This is a genomic window from Nocardia sp. NPDC059195, from assembly GCF_042754695.1.
Lineage (GTDB): Bacteria > Actinomycetota > Actinomycetes > Mycobacteriales > Mycobacteriaceae > Nocardia.
In genome coordinates, this window is record NZ_JBHZBG010000003.1 from 187877 (window position 1) to 204248 (window position 16372).

Annotated in this window: 13 protein-coding genes; 12 read left to right on the forward strand and 1 reads right to left on the reverse strand. The window is 68.7% G+C overall.

What is annotated here, in order from left to right:
- The first annotated feature begins 146 nt into the window (after positions 1–146).
- From ACFXKN_RS05620 to ACFXKN_RS05670, 11 genes are all read left to right on the forward strand, one after another.
- Positions 147–1208 (forward strand): glycosyltransferase family 4 protein, encoded by a 1062-nt coding sequence (locus ACFXKN_RS05620; RefSeq protein ID WP_378950137.1) that lies wholly within the window; start codon positions 147–149, stop codon positions 1206–1208.
- Entirely contained in the window at positions 1205–2341 is a 1137-nt protein-coding gene (locus ACFXKN_RS05625; protein WP_379432511.1) for a glycosyltransferase family 4 protein, read from the forward strand. Before ACFXKN_RS05620 ends, ACFXKN_RS05625 begins: the two co-directional genes overlap by 4 nt.
- 139 nt (positions 2342–2480) lie before the next feature.
- Positions 2481–3722, forward strand: coding sequence for an oligosaccharide flippase family protein (locus ACFXKN_RS05630; RefSeq protein ID WP_378950916.1), 1242 nt, complete (start codon positions 2481–2483; stop codon positions 3720–3722).
- Positions 3719–4735: a glycosyltransferase gene (locus ACFXKN_RS05635; RefSeq protein WP_378950141.1), complete on the forward strand. Its 1017-nt coding sequence runs from the start codon at positions 3719–3721 to the stop codon at positions 4733–4735. Before ACFXKN_RS05630 ends, ACFXKN_RS05635 begins: the two co-directional genes overlap by 4 nt.
- Before the next feature lie 44 nt (positions 4736–4779).
- A complete protein-coding gene (locus tag ACFXKN_RS05640; RefSeq protein WP_378950919.1) occupies positions 4780–6078 on the forward strand; it encodes a hypothetical protein in 1299 nt (432 codons plus the stop codon).
- A complete protein-coding gene (locus tag ACFXKN_RS05645) occupies positions 6069–7349 on the forward strand; it encodes a GNVR domain-containing protein (RefSeq protein WP_378950143.1) in 1281 nt (426 codons plus the stop codon). The genes ACFXKN_RS05640 and ACFXKN_RS05645 overlap by 10 nt, the downstream gene beginning before the upstream one ends.
- Positions 7346–8704, forward strand: coding sequence for a glycosyl hydrolase family 28-related protein (locus ACFXKN_RS05650; RefSeq protein WP_378950145.1), 1359 nt, complete (start codon positions 7346–7348; stop codon positions 8702–8704). The genes ACFXKN_RS05645 and ACFXKN_RS05650 overlap by 4 nt, the downstream gene beginning before the upstream one ends.
- A complete protein-coding gene (locus ACFXKN_RS05655; protein ID WP_378950147.1) occupies positions 8701–10038 on the forward strand; it encodes a GNAT family N-acetyltransferase in 1338 nt (445 codons plus the stop codon). The genes ACFXKN_RS05650 and ACFXKN_RS05655 overlap by 4 nt, the downstream gene beginning before the upstream one ends.
- Positions 10035–11375 carry a glutamate-1-semialdehyde 2,1-aminomutase gene (locus tag ACFXKN_RS05660; RefSeq protein ID WP_378950149.1) on the forward strand — a complete coding sequence of 447 codons (1341 nt, stop codon included), beginning with the start codon at positions 10035–10037 and terminating at the stop codon, positions 11373–11375. Before ACFXKN_RS05655 ends, ACFXKN_RS05660 begins: the two co-directional genes overlap by 4 nt.
- Positions 11372–12484 carry a glycosyltransferase gene (locus ACFXKN_RS05665; protein ID WP_379432512.1) on the forward strand — a complete coding sequence of 371 codons (1113 nt, stop codon included), beginning with the start codon at positions 11372–11374 and terminating at the stop codon, positions 12482–12484. The genes ACFXKN_RS05660 and ACFXKN_RS05665 overlap by 4 nt, the downstream gene beginning before the upstream one ends.
- A 274-nt stretch (positions 12485–12758) precedes the next feature.
- Positions 12759–14771 carry an SDR family oxidoreductase gene (locus tag ACFXKN_RS05670; protein WP_379432513.1) on the forward strand — a complete coding sequence of 671 codons (2013 nt, stop codon included), beginning with the start codon at positions 12759–12761 and terminating at the stop codon, positions 14769–14771.
- 57 nt (positions 14772–14828) lie between these two features.
- Here ACFXKN_RS05670 and ACFXKN_RS05675 read toward each other — a convergent pair whose 3' ends face one another.
- Complete coding sequence (locus tag ACFXKN_RS05675; protein ID WP_379432514.1) at positions 14829–15713, reverse strand: NAD(P)H-binding protein; 885 nt, start codon at positions 15711–15713, stop codon at positions 14829–14831.
- A 185-nt stretch (positions 15714–15898) separates the two neighbouring features.
- On the opposite strand from ACFXKN_RS05675, the gene ACFXKN_RS05680 reads away from it, so the two are divergent.
- The gene (locus ACFXKN_RS05680) at positions 15899–16372 is read left to right on the forward strand and encodes an RrF2 family transcriptional regulator (RefSeq protein WP_379432515.1); all 474 of its coding nucleotides are present in this window, start codon (positions 15899–15901) and stop codon (positions 16370–16372) included.

The window sequence follows — 16372 nt, forward strand, 5'->3', positions numbered from 1 at the left end:
TAATGTCTGCCGCCCGGTAGGCCCGAACGTGGTTACTCCCCTAGACTGTGGGCTGATAGCGAATTCGCCGGTCGGGATGCACTTCGCGGGACACATGATGAAGGGTGCCGGGGTTGACGACTGCGACCGCCATGGTTGGTGTGCACATGACCGGATCGGAATGGTTCGGTTCCACACCGGGGGGACTCAACCGGTATTTCACCGATCTGTATCGAGCACTCGCGCGTCAGCCGGAGATGACGGTGACCGCGTCCGCGTTCGGCACCGCCGACGACGCGAGCGCCGGATCATGGGGACCGACGGGCGGTTCGACACTGCACCGCACCCGCACCGCGCTGCTCGCACGCTCCGAACTCACCCCCGGCACCGTCCTGGACCGGCACTTCTGCCTGTACGGCCCCCTCGCCCGGACCGCGACGACGAAGCTGCCGCTGGTGGTCCACTTCCACGGGCCGTGGGCGCAGGAGAGCGCGATGGCCGGCGAATCGGCCCGTGCCGTGCGGGCCAAGTACCTGTTCGAACGACTGCGCTACCGCGGCGCCGACCGATTCATCGTGCTGTCGGGCCACTTCCGTGACGTGCTCGAACGCGACTACCACGTGCCCGCCGACCGGATCTCGATCATTGCGCCCGGCGTCGACCTGGACCGATTCCGCGCAGCACCGCTCGACACCACCGCCACGACCCGGACTGTGCTGTGCGTGCGCAGGCTCGAGCGGCGCATGGGTATCGATGTGCTGTTGCGGGCCTGGCCGCGGGTATCGGCCGCGCATCCCGACGCTCGACTCGTGGTCGTCGGCACCGGTACCGCCGAAGCGGATCTGCGCGCCGAGGCGGCGCAGCTCGCGGGCACCGTCGAGTTCACCGGCCGGGTCAGCGACGACCGGCTCACCGAGCTGTACGCCGAAGCCGCCGTCTCTGTTGTGCCGACGGTCGCGCTGGAGGGCTTCGGCCTGATCGCCCTGGAATCGCTGGCCGCGGGCCGGGCGCCGATCGTCACCGACTGTGGCGGATTGCCCGATGCCGTGCGCGGTCTCGACCCCACCCTCGTCGTCCCCGCCGGCGAGCCCGACGCGCTCGCCGCCCGGCTCGTCGCCGCCCTCGACGGCACGGTCCCCGACCCGGCCGCCTGCCGCGCGCACGCGGAGACCTTCACCTGGGACATCGCCGCGGACCGGCACGCTGCCCTGTATCGGGACCTGCGATGACCCGGGCTGTCTTCCTCGCACACACCGCGGCACCGTCCGGCGCCGAACTCGCCACGCTGCGACTGCTCGACGCCTTGCGCGCCACCGGCCGCTATCAGGTCACCATGATCTACACCGAGGACGGACCGATGGTGGCCCGGATGCGGGCCCGTGACATCGAAACCCGGGTGGTAGCGGGACAATTCGACTCGCGCGCCATGCGTATCGGTACCGGGGCGCTCGGACTGATCATCGGCTTCATCGCCCTGCTGCGGTTGGGCTGGGCCGTCGGCGCGGTCGTCGACGAGACCCGCGCCGATGTGGTCGTCGCCGAAAGCACCAAGGCACTGGTCCTCGGCGCTGTCGCCGCGCGCCGCGCGCGTGTTCCCCTGGTGTGGCAAGTCCACGACCGGGTCTCCCCTGACTACTTCGGCAAGCTTCCCGCGCTGGCGATCCGCGTGCTGGCCCGGCTCGTGTGCCGGGGACAGCTGGCCAACAGCCGCGCGACCGCTGCCACCCTGCCCGCCGGACCAGCTACCGCGATCGCCTATCCGGGTGTCGAACTGCCTGCGGCACCAGCGGTTCCGCGTACTCGCCCGGCCGCGGCGGCTGTTGTCGTCGTAGTCGGCAGGCTCAGTCCGTGGAAAGGCCAGGACGTCTTCCTGCGCGCGATCGCCGCGCTGCGCGTGCGGCCCGGCCGGGTGGTCCTGGTGGGCGGCACGTTCTTCGGCGAGGAACCGTACCGCGCACAGCTGGAGAAGCTCGCGGCCGAGTTGGGCGTGGCCGCGGAATTCACCGGCCATGTCGACGACCCCGCCGAATATCTCACCGCCGCGGACATTCTCGTGCACTGCTCGGTCCTGCCGGAGCCCTTCGGGCAGGTCGTCGTCGAAGGCATGGCCGCGGGCTGCGCGGTGGTCGCCGCGACACCGGGCGGTCCCGCCGAGATCATCCGCACCGGGATCGACGGCCTGCTCGTCCCCGGTGGCGACGTCGCCGCCCTCACCGCCGCGCTGGAAACCCTCCTCCACGACCCCGCCGACCGTGCCCGCCTCGCCATCGCGGGTCGCGACCGCGCGCGCGACTTCGACATCCACACCAGTGCCCGGACGGTCGCCGACTTCCTCGACACCATGGTGACCCGCGGTGACTGAGCACGATCGCTACCTGGCCACCGTCACCACCGACGTCTTCCCGCACGTACAGGCGGTCCCCCCGGAAACCGGCGCGCAGCGCCGACCCGACGACGAGCACGGATCCGGCAAGCACGACAAGTCCAGCCCGCTCGCGGTCCTGCGCGATATCGGGTTCGTCAGCTTCGGCAAGTACGGGCAGTATCTCGTCACCTTCATCACGGTGCCGCTGATCGCCCGGGTGCTCGGCGCGCACGGTCTCGGGCTGCTCGCGATGGCGATGTCGGCCTATTTCATCGGCTCGCTGATCGTCGATCTCGGCATCACCTCGTTCATGGCCGCGCGCGTGCCCGACGCCGAGGACAACCACGGTGCCGGAACACGGTTCGCGGCGATCAACCAGTTGCGCGGCGATTACCTCGCCGTGCGGCTGAGCCTGCTGCTGATACTCGGGCTGGCACTCGGTGCCGGCCTGGTGTTCGGGGTGCCCGAACCGGTGCAGATGATCCTGCTCGGCCTGTTCGCGGGCGGGTTCTGGTCGATGTCGGAGGACTGGCTGCTGATCGGTCAGGGCCGTTTCGGCGCGTCGACGGTCTATCAGGGCATCGGGCGGCTGGGCTACCTCGCCCTGTTGGTCGGCGTGCTGCCGCGCATGCCGAGTGCGCAGGTCGCGGTGCTGTGCCTGCTGGTGTCGTCGGTACCGACGGTCGTGGCCACCTGGATCGACACGTCCCGGCGCTACGGCCGGCCATCGCGGCCGCGCGATGTCGGTGAGCTGTTGCGCACGGGCGCGCCGGTATTCGCCTCCCGCTTGCTGATCACCACCTACGGCCAGGGTGCCGCCGCGATCTATTCGGTGGTACTGAACGCGGCCGCCCTCGGCCTGTACTCCGCGGGCGATCGCCTCGTTCGGGCCTTGCAATCGCTGCTCGACCCGATCGGTTTCGCCCTACTGCCGCGCATGGCGCGACGCAGTAGCGACGGCAACTTCTGGCGTGACAGTGTGCGGGTGCTCGCGGCCTGTGTCGCGCTGGCCGCGCTGGTGAGTGCCCTGGTGTGGGTCACGGCCCCGTTCTTGATCGAGGTGATCTTCGGCACCGAATTCCTCGGCGCGACATCACTGCTGCGGATCGAAATCCTGATCCTGCCCGCCACCACCGTCACCTCGTTCGTCACCACCGCGATCCTGCCGGTCCGCCAGGACACCTTCGGTGTGCTCGCCGGCGCCGTGATCGGCACGGTGATCGCGGCCTGCGCGCTCGGGCTGACCTTCCGCACCCACTCGGTACACACCCTCGTCTACGGCAGCGTGCTGGTCGAATACACCGTCGCTGCCTGGTATCTCGCGCGGGTCAGGATGCTGGTCCTGCGCGACCGGCGTAACAAGGACCACTCCGCATGAAAATCCTCTTCATCGGCGACGACTGGATCGGCAGCAATGCCCGCTCGCTGGCCGACGGTTTCCGTCAGGCGGGCCACGATGTGCTCGTCGTCGACTCGACCGCGATCACCTTGCCGACCCGTTTGTCGCCGCCCTGGATCTACGCCAAAGCACGCAAGGAACGGGCGCCGTGGGAGGTGCGCGGATTACACGAGCGAATCGAACGTAGCGCTGAGGCCTTCGATCCCGATATGGTGTTCGTGTTCAAGGGAATCCATCTCGACCAGCGCAGATTGCTCGATCTGCCAGCCGCGCTGCATGTGCATTACAGCGCCGACGATGTGGCGAACCCGGAAAATCTCACCTCCGCCTACCTCGCGCACGAGCCCGAGTGGGATCTCGTGGTCACCACCAAGCGCCACAATGTGCCCGAGTTGCGGGCGCGCGGCGCCCGGGCCGTCGGTTTCGTTCGCAGCGCCTACGATCCGGCCTGGCACCACCGGACCGCCCGCCGCGACGGACGTGACTACCTGGTCGGCTTCATCGGTGTGTGCCGCCCCGACCGCCGCGCCGCGATGGTCGAACTGGCCGGGCGCTACGGCGAGCGCATGCTGGTGCGTGGGCCCGGCTGGCGCCGGGTACCCGAACTGCGCGCCACCGGTGCCCACGTGGGCAGGGCCGTCTATGGTGCCCAGTATTCGGCCGCGGTCGCCCAGGTCGGCGCGAACCTGGTGCTGCTGAACTCCGACAACCGCGACACCCACACCTGCCGCACATTCGAAGTGCCCGCTGCCGGTGGACTTTTTGTCGGCGAACGCACCGATGAGCACGCCGAGCTGCTCGACGACACCACCGAATGCTTCCTGTTCTCCGATACCGGCGAACTCCACGACATCCTCGACCGGTGCGCGGCCGAACCCGACACCGTCGCCGCGGTGGCCGCCGCCGGGCACCGCCGCGTCGTAGCCGATGGGCACCGCTATGTGGATCGGGCGCGCGAGATCGTCGCGCTGGCGCAGGAGGTCAGGTCCTGACCGGTTCTGCCACCGTCGCCGCCGTCGCCGCCGCGCTGCTCGTCATCGCGGTCGCTGCCCTGTGGGTGCCCGGCGTCGCCCGGGTGTTCCTCATCGCGCAGGCCGTGTTCTGGTCGCTGTCGTATGTGGCGCGACCGCTGGTGCTGCTCGCGGTGCGGCCCGAACCGCACTTCGGTGACAACGTGCCCGATCCGCGTCTGGCCGATCTCGGCTACGACCGCGGGATCGCGCTCGCGTTGCAGCATGTCGTCTTCGGGCTGTGGGTGTACGCGGCGCTGGTTGTCGCCTATGCGATCTGGGCGCACCGCAGGCCCCTGCGCCGTGCCGCCGCCCTCGACGATCCGGATTTCGTGCCCGCGCTGATCGCGCTGTACGTGCTCGGCATGCTCGGGCGCGCGGCAGGCACCGCGTCCGGGTCGGCGGGCACCGCGGGTGAGGTCGACAGCGCCAACCCGCTGCTGGCGTTCCTCGCCGTCCCGGCCTCGATCGCCGCGATCGGCCTGATCATCTTCCTGCGACCACCCGACCCGCGCCGCACCGCCGTCATCCTCGGCTGTCTCCTGGTCGGTGAGCTGTGGTGGTCGTCGGTGGTGCAGTCCAAGACCCCGATCCTTGGCGCCGCCCTGGCACTGGCCATCCGGTTCTCGATGATGGGCTGGAATCGGCGCACCGCCCTCGGTGTCGCGGGCATCGGCGTGATCGGTGTGATCGGCTTCGGCTGGCTGCAGTCGTTCAAGTCCACCGGCACCGCGGCCCGCGATGCGGCCTCGGTCGATGCGATCTACCCGGAAACCGTGCAACCGTTCTTGAGCATCCTGCGCCGGTTCGATCTACTCGAGGCCGCGACCGACGCACTGTTCTACGGTCCCGGCGGCTGGCTGACACCGACCGAGGTGGCCCAGCACGCCAGTCTGAGCCTCATCCCGGCGCCGCTGCTCGGGCTGGAGAAGTTCCAGTCCGGGACGGCGTGGGCGAACGAGGTGCGCGGCGCCTCGGTGGATATGAGCACCGTGACGGTCTCGCTCGCCGAGGGAAATTTCAACGAGGGCTATGTGCTCGGCGGTTACACCGGGGTCGTCGTGTGCGCGGTGTTCACCTTCGCGCTACTGCTGGCCTGGTCGTATTCGCTGTATTCGCGGTGGTTTCCGGTGGTCGTGCTCGGTTTCGCGATCACCGGCGCCTCGACGCTGTTCGAGCGCGGGATTCTCGGCAGCATGGAGAATCTCGGCAAATTCGTGCAGACCGCGGTGCTGGCGTGGCTGGTGTATCTGGTGGTCGAGGAGTTCCGGCGCACCGAATCATGTGTGGTATCAGGGGAAATGGAGTCCCAGCGATGGGTTTGATCGATATCTGGCGCATCGTACGACAGCGATGGCTGTTGATCGTGGGTGTTGTGCTGGTGTGCACGGCGGCCGCGTGGACTTACGCGCAAACACTGCCGAGCACCTATGCGGCGTCGAGTTCGATGTATGTGTCGATGGCGACGGGCACCTCGGTCAACGACTCCTATCAGGGTGGTCTGGCCGCGCAGCAGCGCGTGCGGTCCTACCTCGATCTGGCGGCCTCGACGACGGTCGCGGCGCGGGTGGTCGACGAGAGGGGATTGAAGCTCACGCCGGAGCAGATGCGCGCGCGGATCACCGCCAGTTCCCCGCCCGCCACCTCGGTGATCGTGATCTCGGTGCAGGATTCGACGCCGGCCGGCGCCCGCGATCTCACCGATGCCGCGGTGGCACAGTTCCGCAAGCTGGTCGACGAGCTCGAGTCCATCCAGCGCGACGCGGCACCGGCAGCGCGGGTCGCCGTGGTCGACCGGGCGCAGGTGCCGAGCACGCCGCTGGAACCGCCGCCGAGCCGGATCGTGCTCCTGGGTCTGATCGCCGGTCTCGCTCTCGGTGGCGGCGCGGCGCTGCTGCGCGAGCGCACCGACCGTTCGCTGCGGACCTCGGATGCCGTGGCGGCCGCGTTGCCCGTTCCGGTGCTCGGTGTGATCGATGCGGGCAGGCCGGGTGCCGCGGGTGAGACGCGGCGGTTGCGCAGCCGCCTGCTTCAGCACGACCCCGCGAAGTCCGTGCAGCTGACGAGTCTGTCGCCGCGGTCGGAGCCGGATGTGGCGATGGCACTTGCCCGTTCGCTGTCCGACAGCGGTCAGCACGTGGTGCTCGTCGACGCCGACACCAGCGGCGGCGGCAGCACCGAGTTCATCACCAGCGACAGCCCGGGGCTGGCGGCGGTGCTGCGCGCCACCCTGCCCGTCGCCAAGGCGCTGACGCCGTGGTCGGAGACCGGGATCGCGTTCCTGCCGCTCGGTGCGGCCGATCAGCAGACGCCGGATCTGCTCGTGTCGGCCCGGTTCGCCGATCTGCTCACCGACCTGACGTCGCGTTTCGACCATGTCATCGTGGAGACCGCGCCGGTCACCGTCGCCGCCGACGCGATCGGCGTGGCACCGCTGTGCGACGCGACCGTCGGCATCGTCGAACTCGGTGCGCTGTCCAGGCCCGGATTGCGTGGCGCGCTCGCCACTCTCGGCGCCGCGAAACTCACCGGAGCGGTGGTGTACAGCAGACCGTCGGCTCCTCTGGCCCGTTTCCTGGAACGGCTGCCCCTGTGAACGAGGAATCAGTGGGGCGGCGGCGGCTGCTCGCGGCCACCTTCGGCGCGGCGGCGGTGCTGCCATTGGCCGCGGCGTGTGCCGCCGACCCGGAACCGAGTGCCGAGTTCCGGTCACCGCACGTCAGCGATACGCCCGCGGCCCGCAACGTCCGCGATTTCGGGGCGATCGGCGACGGTAAAGCCGACGATACGGCGGCTATCGCGGCAGCCGCGGCCGCCAGGGACCGACCGGTGGTGCTGTATTTCCCGGCGGGCACCTATCGCGTCCGGTCGTGGCCCGAAATGCCGGACTACGCAACGGTTCTCGGCGACGGCGGGGACTCCAGCGTCGTGTTCTGCGAGGAAGATGTCACGCTGATCCGGTTGGAGAAGCGCAGCCGGGTACGGTTCTCCCGCATCGGTTTCTATCTCACCGGACCGCGCGCCACCGGTTTCGTGCTGTCGGAATGCTTCCGCTGTTCCTTCGACAGTGTCGTGATCCGCGGAAATCACCTCAGCGACAACCATCCTCGCTTCCTCGCCCAGCGTGGCGTCGTGCTGGATCGCAATACCGGTGGCACCGCGTTCATCAACTGCGATATCAACAATTTCGGGGTCGGGCTGGAAACGCAGTGCATCCAGAACTACGTCACCTCATCGAAATTCACGAGTAACTATGTCGGCGTGCTCGGTACCGGCAACGACCACAATGCCGGCTTGGCGCTGACCAACGTCGAATTCGTCTCCGATCGCGATCCGCGCACCACCGATCGCCATCTCATGGTCGACGGTGCGGCCAACGACTGGTGGCTCACCAATATCTGGTTCGAGGGCGCCGATATCGCGGTCTCGGTCGGGACACGCGGTAAGGGCGGACCCGCCCAGTTCGGCATGGTCAATTGCAAGGTGGCGGCCCGCTCGGTCGGGATCGATCTCGCGTATTGCAGGCAGCCGTATCTGGCGAATGTGGTCTTCGATCAGGAATCCGACCGTCCCGCCGCCGAATTGCGCATCGACCCCACCGACTGCGCGGAGGGCACCGCGATCAACCTCATCTCCGGCACCTCCGACGATCTGCGGGCCGGAGTGTTTCCCGACGGGTGGCAGGTGATCGGGCGCAGCGGGATGCGCACCTCACGGTTCACCGGCACCGTGATCACCCGCGCCGGGCACGGCGACGCCGATCTGTTCCAGGCGCAGGGCAACGACGGCTCCGTCCGCTCGGCCGTATTGTCCAGCGGCGCTTGGCTATCCGACCACGCCGAGGCCGGACTCGTGCTCAAGGACCCCGCCGGTAGCTACTGGCGGCTGGCCGTCGGCACCGACGGCGCGTTGCGCACCGTGGCCATGGGCAAACAACGGCCGCGACAATGAGTTCGTCGTATGCCTCGGTGGTGCTGGGACCGGTGCGCCTGCACGGTGTCACGGTGCGGCTGCGACCGCCGGCTTTCGGTGATTTCGCCGAGTGGCAGCGAATTCGCCTGCGGGATCGCGACTGTCTCGAACCGTTCTGGTTTCGTTCGCCGTTGACCTGGGAGCAGCGGCACACCGCGACCCGCTGGGTGCGCGAATGCCTCACTGCCCGAGCCGAAGCCAGGGCGGGACGACGGGTGAGCACCGTGCTCGAGATCGACGGCAGGTTCGCCGGGCAGCTCGAGCTGGTCGGTATCGACTCCGGTGCCGCCGAGCTCAGCGTGTGGGTCGACGCCGAGGTAGCCCGGCGCGGTGCGGGTGGGCTCGCCGGGTCGCTGCTGCTCGACTTCGGCTTCGGCACTGTCGGTCTGGAGCGGATCACCGCGCCGATCGCCGTCACCAATGCCGGTGCACGGCGCGCGGTCCGGCAGCGCTGGACGATGGAAGCGGTCATGGCCGGGTACTTCGACGTCGGGAGCGGCCGCGTCGACCATGAGCTGTGGTCGGTGACCAGCGATCGGATACCCGCGGGCGGGTTCGCCGCGGACTGGCTCGACGGCTACCTCGCGACGCACCCCACTGCCGAGACCCCGCCCGACCACCCCGGCTCGACGACCGGTGCCACGATATCGAGGCGCACGGTTCTGCGAGCCCGCACACGCTACTGCCTCGGCAGGATGCGCCACATCGCCGACCCCTTGCGCGCCGCTACCGCGGGCACGCCCCGCGACGAGCGGGGTTCGATAACGTTACGACGCTGGCGCACCGGCGATTTCAGGTCCCGCCGCGCCGCGCGGATCCGCGCCAGGCCACTGCTCGCACCGACGGCACAGCCCGCGGACTGGGCTCGGCTGCACACCAGGCGGGAGTGGTGGCGGGCCAGGGCGTCGTCTCGCATGGGGCTTCGCGGCAAGTACGGCGTCGTCCTCGTCATCGAGGAAGCAGGCCGATACGCCGGCGAGTGTCGTCTCTTCGATCAGGACATGTTCGATCGCAATGTCCGTGTGGCCGTGTGGGTTTCACCGGAGGATCCCCCGGAGATCGCGGTCGGCACGTTACGTCTGCTGATCACGCACGCCACCGAGCGGCTCGGCATCTGGCGAGTGGCACTGGCTGTACCGTCCGCCGACCACGCGGGTGCGGCGATCGCCCTCGACGCCGGTCTGCGCCACGAGGGCACCATGCACCACTACCGCGGTGTCGACGGCGAACTGACCGATCACGAGCTGTGGGCATTCAGCACCGCACGCACCACCGCGACGTGCGTACCCGGCACCGGAGGGGAACACCCATGACAGCCCACCACGGCTTCGATCGCAGCAACGCGCTGCAAGCGCGCCTGCACGACCTCGTTCCCGGCGGCGCGCACACCTACGCCCGCGGCGCCGACCAGTATCCCGAGTCCATGGCGCCGATCCTGGTGCGCGGCAACGGCCCTCACGTCTGGGATGCCGATGGCAATCGCTATGTCGAGTACGGGATGGGCCTACGCGCGGTAACTCTCGGCCACGGCTACGCCCCCGTACTCGCCGCGGTGTCGGCGGCGATCGTCGACGGTGTCAGTTTCAGCCGACCCACCGAGCTGGAACTGCTTGCCGCACAGGACTTCCTGTCGCTGGTACCCGGTGCCGACATGGTGAAGTTCGCCAAGAACGGCTCCGATGCCACCACCGCCGCGGTCCGCCTGGCCAGAGCGGTGACCGGCCGCACCACCATCGCTGTCTGCGATCAGCCGTTCTTCTCTGTCGACGACTGGTTCATCGGCACCACCGAGATGGCGGGCGGCATCCCCGCCGTCGACACCGTGAAGTTCGCGTACAACGATCTCGACGCGCTCGCGGCGACACTGGCCGACGGCGCCGTCGCCGCGGTCTTCATGGAGGCCGCGACCGCTATGGCCGAACCGCTCCCCGGCTACCTGGAAGGTGTTCGCGCACTGTGTGATCGGCACGGCACGCTGCTCGTGTTCGACGAGATGATCACCGGCTTCCGCTGGTCGGCGGGCGGCGCCCAGGCCGTCTACGGCGTGACACCCGACCTGTCGTGCTGGGGCAAGGCGATGGGCAACGGCTTCCCGATCTCCGCGCTAGCGGGCAAGCGCGAATACCTGGAGCGGGGCGGGCTGCGCACCGATCAGGAGCGGGTATTCCTGCTCTCGACGACGCACGGCCCGGAAACCTCCTCCCTGGCCGCGTTCCGGGCGGTGGTGCACGCCTACCGCGCCGAGGACCCCGTCGGACGCATGGAACAGGCGGGCCGCGCACTCGCCGACGGGGTGAACGCGATCGCCGCCGACCTCGGCATCGCCGATTTCCTCCAGGTGCGCGGTCGGCCGTCCTGCCTCATCTATCGCACCATGGACGCCGAAGGCGCACCCTCGCAAGCATTTCGAACCCTGTTCCTCCAGGAACTGCTGGTCCGCGGCGTCCTCGGCCAATCGTTCGTCACCTCCGCCGCCCACGACCCGGACGCGATCACCACCACGATCGCCGCGTGCGCCGAGGCCGCCGAGGTCTATCGCCGCGCGATCGAGCGCGGCACCGTCGACGGACTGCTGCGCGGCCGTCCCGTCGCCCCCGCACTGCGCCGCACCGCGGCGCCCCGACAGATCGAAGCGAGCACCCTGCGATGACCCGTGTCGCCATCGTCCACGAACGCTTCACCGAGTTCGGCGGCTCCGAGGCCGTCGTCGGCGAATTCGTCGAAACCTGGCCCGATGCCGAGGTTTTCGCGCCGATCGTCGCGCCGGGCGGCCTGCGTGAACCCGTGCGCACCGTGCACGACACCTGGCTCAGCAAGGCGCACACCTACACCGGCGGTAGGCACGCCCCCTTGCTCCCGCTGGTCCCCCGCGCGCTGCGTCGAATGCCGTTGCGCGACTTCGATGTCGTCGTGATCAGCCATCACGCGTTCGCCACCCAGGCCGCCCTGGCCGGCGACGCGCCCGTCGTCGCCTACGTGCACTCCCCCGCCCGCTGGGCCTGGGATCGCGAGTTCCGCGCGCAGGAGGCAGGCGGAAGGGTCGGTCAACTCGCCCTCGGCGCCCTGGGCACCCTGGCTCGGCGCGGCGAACTGCGCGCCGCACCGCGGCTGACGCACGTCATCGCCAACTCGCACGCGGTCGCCGAGCGGGTCACCGACTGGTGGGGTCTGCCCGCCTCGGTCGTCAACCCGCCCGTGCAGGTCAGCCGTTTCACCCCCGACCCCACGGTGGAGCGCGAGGACTTCTTCCTGTGCGCGGGCAGGCTGGTGCCGTACAAGCGCGCCGACCTCGCCATTCGCGCCGCGCAACGAGCGGGGGTTCGCCTGGTCGTCCTCGGCGATGGCCGGTTCCGCGCCCAACTCGACGAGATCGCCGGATCGGAGACGACCTTCCTCGGCGCCACCTCCGGCGAGCTGCTGCAGGACATGTACCGGCGCTGCCAGGCCCTGCTGATGCCCGGCATCGAAGACTTCGGCATCGTCCCGGTGGAGGCGATGGCCTGCGGCACCCCGGTGCTCGCGGTCGGCGCCGGCGGTGCCCTCGACACGGTGCGCCCCGGTGTCACCGGCGAATACGTCCCGGCTGGATCCGATGACGACGTCGTCGCGGCGCTGGCCGACCGCATGCGCGAATTTCGATCGGCGGCCTACGATCCCGCGACGATCCGCGAACACGCCAACACCTTCGCCCCCGAGGTGTTCCGAGCCAGGATCGCGAGCACCGTCCGCGACGTCCTGGCGGACCAGCCACGGCGGTAGCGACAAGTTGCCTGAAACTCCCGGTTACTGAAAGTATCTGTCACACATACCCTTTGACCTGCGACGACAGGTGACAATTCCCACATGGCGATGCCGCGCCATTCGCTTGCCCGCCTAGGTTACTGGCGAGTACGGTAGGCGTAGCCGAGACGACGATGTGCCCGGTTTCTCTCCAGCCATTCAGTTGCTGGACCTCAACCGTTGATTTCGCATCCACCGCCGCATGCCGATCACTGTTGCATGACACTGTGTTTCGAGATTTTCAGGAGGGGCGATGGTTTCCTACATCGTGACAGGCGGTACCGGATTTCTGGGTCGGCGTGTGGTGCGGGGGCTGCTCGCAGCCGACCCCACCGCGATCGTGCACGTGCTGGTGCGCGCCGAGTCGCTGACCAAGTTCACCGCGCACAATGCGCAACATCTCGACGGCGACCGCGTGTTCGCGCTGGTCGGCGACCTGACCGCCGAGGGCCTCGGTCTCGGCGACGGTGCGCCGCGCGCTGATCACGTGCTGCACCTTGGCGCGGTCTACGACATGACCGCCGACGAGGAGACCGCCCACGCGGCCAATGTCGCGGGTACCCGCTCGGTGATCGAGCTGGCCCGCAGCCTCGATGCCACCCTGCACCATGTGTCCTCGGTGGCGGTGGCGGGCGATCATCGCGGCAAGTTCTTCGAGGAGGATTTCGACCTCGGCCAGAACCTGACCTCGCCGTATCACCGCACCAAGTTCGCGGCGGAGAAACTCGTTCGCGAGACCACCGACGTGCGCTGGCGGGTGTATCGCCCGGCGATCGTGGTCGGTGATTCACGGACCGGCGAGATGGACAAGATCGACGGCCCCTACTACTTCTTCTCCGCCATCTCGACGCTGGCCACACTGCCGTCCGAACTGCCGTTGCCGCTGCCCGACCTGGGCGCGACCAATGTGGTGCCGGTCGATTACGTCGCCGAGGCGATGGTCCGCCTGGTACGGCGCGAGGGTCTCGACGGGCGGACATTCCACCTGGTCAACCCGCGGCCGCAGCCGTTCGGGGAGATCTACCGTGCGCTGGCCACCGCCGCGGGCGGTCCTGTCGGCATCGGCACCGTGCCCGGCAGCGCCCGTGCACTGAACGGGCTCGGCCACGTCCCCGGCGCCAACGCGGTGCGCGACTTCCTGTTCGAACAGGCAGGCATCCCGGCCGAGGTCGCGCCGCATGTCGGTTTCGCCGCCGAGTTCGTCTCCGATTCCACCCAGGCGCAACTGCCCGGACTCACCGTGCCCGCGTTCGACACCTACGCGGACCGGCTCTGGGATTTCTGGCGCACCAACCTGGACCCACACCGCGGCCGTATCGCCGCCGACGCGCAGCCGCTCTCGGGGCGCACGGTGCTGATCACCGGGGCCTCCTCGGGCATCGGCCTGGCCACCGCGCACACCGTCGCCCGCCGGGGCGCGATCGTGTTGATGATCGCCCGTGGCGTCGAAGACCTCACGGCCGCAGTGGAATCGGTGCGCGCGGACGGCGGCACCGCTTTCGCCTACCCCTGCGACATCACCGACGCGGAGTCCGTCGACCTCCTGGTGAAGACCGTGCTGACCGAATACCACCACGTCGACTACCTGATCAACAACGCGGGCCGCTCCATCCGCCGCTCGGTAGCCAACTCCGTGGATCGGATGCACGACTTCGAGCGCACCATGGCGGTCAACTACTTCGGTGCCGTGCGCCTCATCCTGGGGTTGCTCCCGTCGATGCGCGAACGGCACTTCGGCCATATCGTCAACATCTCCTCCATCGCCGTGCAGACCAAGGTCCCCCGCTTCGCCGCCTACGCGGCGAGCAAGTCCGCACTGGACAATTTCAGCGATATCGCCGCGGTCGAAAACCGTGGCGACGGAGTAACTTTCACTTCTATCCGGATGCCACTGGTCCGTACTCCGATGATCGCTCCGACCGAGCTCTACCGATCGCTGCCGCTGCCCGACCCGGACCGGGCAGCCGACATCGTGGTCCGTGCGCTGCTGGAACGCCCCGACCGCATCGACACCCCCGTGGGCACTTTCGCCCAGGCGGTCGAGATGTTCCTCCCGTCGCTCAAGCGCACGATCCTGCATACCGGCTTCCGTTTCTTCGGTGAATCCACTGCTGCACAAGGCAAGTCGGCTCCTAAGGCGACCGCCGAAGCTGCCGAACCGACACGCAACGCCCTCACCGTGCTCGGCCCGGTCCTCGCACCACTGATGGTGATGCCCAACTCGGCGGCGCGCATGAGCCGGGTGCTTCCCGGGGTGCACTGGTGACCTCGCACTGATACCCGGCCGGTCGCGATGCTCGTTGTCGCGGCCGGCCGGTTCCGTTCATCGCAGGTAGGTGCTTGTCCAGGCTGCGAGGGTTGTCGGAGTAGTGGTGAGCACCGTGCGCGGGTTCTCGGCGACATAACCGGAACTCAATCCCGCTGACATACCGGCGATGCCATCGATGTGCCCCTGTCCTAGGCCCGCCGATCGCAGTGCTTCCCGGAACTCGTTGTCGGCGAGGTGGATCGGGGTGACCTCATGCCCCAGCTGCCGACCCACGATCTCGGCAACCTCGGTGAAAGTCAGATCCCTCGGCCCGTGCACCGCCTGCACGACACGCCCCGACCACGCGTCCGACAGCAGCCGGATCGCGGCCACCTCACCGATGTCGCGCGGGTCCACCCACGCCATCGCATGGTCCAACGGCCACGGCGTGGACAGCGTGCCTGCCCGGATCTCGTCGAGCTGGGTCAGCAGATTGGTGAAGAAGTAGCCGCACCGCAGGTGCACCACATTCGTTCCGGTGTCGTCGAGCAACTCCTCGGTCCGCGCCAACCCGTCGATCTCCCCGGCCCCACCCCGCTTCTCGGCACCCCCACTACTGACGAACACCGTCGCCTCGATCCCGTTCTCCGCCACAGCGCGCGCCGCCGATGCCCCCATCCGCGCATACCCCGCCACCGGATCACCATCCACGAGCGAGGGCGGATCAACCCAGAACAACCGATCAGCGCCCACGGTAGCCCGCACCACCGCATCCGAATCCCCCTGATCGACCTGCACAACATCGACCAACCCGCGCATCGCGTGATCGAGCCGCCCAGGATCGCGCATCAGCACCGTCGGCCGAACTCCCGCCTGCACCAACAACTGCACCACTCGGGCACCCACATGCCCGACGGGCGTCGTCACAACAATCCGCTTCTGACCCTCTCGAAGTCCCATACCCCCACGCTAGAACCCATCGCGGCCAGTTCCTGACCGCGACAACGACGAATCCCGGCTACCCCCAGACGGCGACGGTACGCCCGCCGAGTGCCGATCGCCGTTGGTTGATACCGACGCGAACCGGCTGGTTACCCCGCTCACAAAACTGGTATCCAAAATACGAATTATTATAGGTTCGGGCCATGCAACTCACCCGGTTCACCGACCTCGGGCTTCGCGTCGTCATGCGGCTCGCGGTGGTCGGCGACGGTAATCGGCCAGGCAGCCGCGAGGTCGCCGACGAGCTGGCGGTGTCCTACGCCCACGTCGCGAAAGTGATCACCCGACTGGCCGAACTCGGTGTCGTGGACGCCCGCCGCGGACGCCGCGGTGGTCTGGCCATCACCGAGCTCGGGCGCAGCGCCTCGGTCGGCTGGCTGGTGCGGCGCCTCGAAGGCGAGGGCGAAGTCGTCGAATGCGAGGGAGCCCACCCTTGCCCGCTGCGGACGGGCTGTCTGCTGCGGTCGGCGCTGGGCCGCGCCCAGGAAGCCTTCTTCGCGTCCCTGGACACCGTCGCCATCGAAGACCTCACCCGAAACCCCACGCGCACAGTGCTACTCGCGCTACCTCGAGTAGGCGGCACGGGCTACGACATCGATGCAACGAATGGAGAATGA